At 69.0% G+C, this 2,434-nt stretch carries 2 protein-coding genes; one reads left to right on the forward strand and one right to left on the reverse strand.

The genetic code is table 11. The annotated features are described in order from the left end of the window. Positions 1–392, reverse strand: a 392-nt coding sequence (locus tag GRF61_RS23770; protein WP_169153090.1) for a hypothetical protein, incomplete at its 3' end; no start/stop codon positions are given. A 240-nt stretch (positions 393–632) separates the two neighbouring features. Here GRF61_RS23770 and argS point away from each other — a divergent pair. Continuing rightward, positions 633–2,399: an arginine--tRNA ligase gene (argS, locus tag GRF61_RS23775; protein ID WP_169153091.1), complete on the forward strand. Its 1,767-nt coding sequence runs from the start codon at positions 633–635 to the stop codon at positions 2,397–2,399. Positions 2,400–2,434: the final 35 nt, after the last annotated feature.

Consider the following 2,434-nt stretch of genomic DNA (forward strand, 5'->3'; position numbering starts at 1 on the left):
CACCGCAGCCACGCCGGCAGCGGTCCGCTGGCCGGCGTGGCTGCGGTGAAGGCGCCGCCCAGGCACTCCGCGGCCGGCGGGGCCGGCAGGCGGAGGGAATCGGCCAGAGGCAGGTCGATGCCGCTGAGGGCGATGCATTCGCCGCAGGTGTGGGAGGCGGAGTGGCCGTCGCTGTCGCCGTCGGCATGGGCGTCGGCGCCGGCCGCGGCATGGGGTACGTCGGCGGCATGGCCGATGACGTGCATGCCGGCGCCGATCTGCACTGTTACCAGCAGCAGGGCCAGCGCCAGGCGCAGCAGCGTCTGCGTCCAGCCGTCCGTGCGCGGCGCGGCGGCGGGCCGGGCAGCGGAGTTCAGGCGGCGGAGCAAAGGCAGCGCGAGCATGGCGCGCATTCTAGGCGGGCTGTCCTTGCTGGCGCAACTTTGTTGCAACAGTGTCGGGCGGTCAGCGTTCGGCCGGAAGGGAGGGTGTCGGACGCTGCGGCCTTCCTGCATGCCGTGTCGCGGGGCGGCTCCACCGAGGCGCGGCTTGCCCGCGCTTTGCCTTTGGTCGCAACCAACGCTCACAAGCGGCCGCCGGGCGGCGGCAGGCGATCCGTTATAATCGCACGTTTAGTTGTCTCCGCGAGTGCCATGAGCGCCGATCCCAAAGTCCTGCTGACCGAACTCCTGCAAACCGCACTGAAGAGCGTGGCGCCGGAGCTGGCCACCACCCCCATCGTGCTGGAACGCCCCAAGCAGGCGAGCCATGGCGATTTCGCCACCAACCTGGCCCTGCAGCTGGCCAAGCCGCTCAAGCGCAGCCCGCGCGACCTTGCCGCCCTGCTGCTGGCCGAATTGCCGCCGTCGCCGCTGGTGATCAAGACCGAAGTGGCCGGCGCCGGCTTCATCAACTTCACCCTGGCCGCCGGCAGCAAGACCAGCGTGGTCGCCGAGGTGCTGGCTCGCGGCGCCGACTTCGGCCGCGGTGCGGACAAGGCCTGCAAGGTGCAGGTGGAGTTCGTTTCCGCCAACCCGACCGGCCCGCTGCATGTCGGCCACGGCCGCGGCGCCGCCTACGGCGCCTCGCTGTCGGACGTGCTGGACTTCGCCGGCTACACGGTGAGCCGCGAGTACTACGTCAATGACGCCGGCCGGCAGATGGATATCCTGGCGCTGTCCACCTGGCTGCGCTACCTCGCCGAGTTCGGCATCCACATCGACTTCCCGCCCAACGCCTACCAGGGCGACTATGTGAAGGACATGGGGCGGGAGATGGCCAGCGCCCATGGCGACCGCTTCGCCCGCGTCACCGTGGCCCAGCTGCTGGCCGGCACGCCCGGCCTGCCGACCGCCGACCGCAAGGACGACGAAGCCAAGCAGCAGCGCGAGCTGCACCTGGACGCGCTGATCGCCAACGCCAAGCAACTGCTTGGCCAGGATTACGGCTGGGTACACGGCTTCGCCCTCAACGAACAGTTGGGCGACGGCCGCGAAGACCTGCAGGAATTCGGCGTCCGCTTCGACAAGTGGTTCTCCGAGAAGAGCCTGTTCGATACCGGCCTGGTGGAGCGCGCGGTGGCCGAGCTGGAGCAGCGCGGCCACATCTACCTGCAGGATGGCGCCAAGTGGTTCCGCTCCACCGCCTTCGGCGACGAGAAGGACCGTGTCGTGCAGCGCGAGAATGGTCTCTACACCTATTTCGCCTCCGACATCGCCTACCACCTGAACAAGTACGAGCGCGGCTTCGACCGCATGATCGACATCTGGGGTGCCGACCACCACGGCTACATCCCGCGGGTGAAGGGTGCCATCGCCGCGCTCGGCCTGCCGCCGGAGAAGCTGGAGGTGGCGCTGGTGCAGTTCGCGGTGCTCTACCGCGATGGCCAGAAGACCTCGATGTCCACCCGCTCCGGCGAGTTCGTCACCCTGCGCGAGCTGCGCAGCGAAGTCGGCAACGACGCTTGCCGCTTCTTCTACGTGTTGCGCAAGTCCGACCAGCACCTGGACTTCGACCTCGACCTCGCCAAGAGCCAGAGCAACGAGAACCCGGTGTACTACATCCAGTACGCCCATGCCCGCGTGTGCTCGGTGCTGGATACCAAGTGGGGTGGCGAGGCGGCCGAGCTGGCCGGCGCAGCGCTGGAGCGGCTGGAGAACGAGCGCGAACTGGCGCTGTGCGCCCGCCTGTCCACCTTCCCGGAAGTGGTCCAGAACGCCGCCGCCGACTACGCGCCGCACCAGATCGCCTTCTACCTGAAGGACCTCGCCGGGGATTTCCACAGCTGGTACAACGCCGAGCGCATGCTGGTGGAAGACGAGGGGCTGAAGCTGGCCCGCCTGGCGCTGGCCGCCGCCATCCGCCAGGTGCTCGCCAGCGGCCTGGCCCTGCTGGGGGTGTCCGCCCCCGCCTCGATGTAATCCCCGGAGCCGTTCGTGAGTCGAGATCGCAAGCC

The organism is Azoarcus sp. TTM-91 (assembly GCF_012911025.1).
Taxonomy (GTDB): Bacteria; Pseudomonadota; Gammaproteobacteria; order Burkholderiales; family Rhodocyclaceae; genus Azoarcus.

Coding starts and splice junctions, on each gene's coding strand:
- argS (WP_169153091.1), top strand. CDS start 633: ATGAGCGCCGATCCCAAAGTCCTGCTGACCGAACTCCTGCAAACCGCA.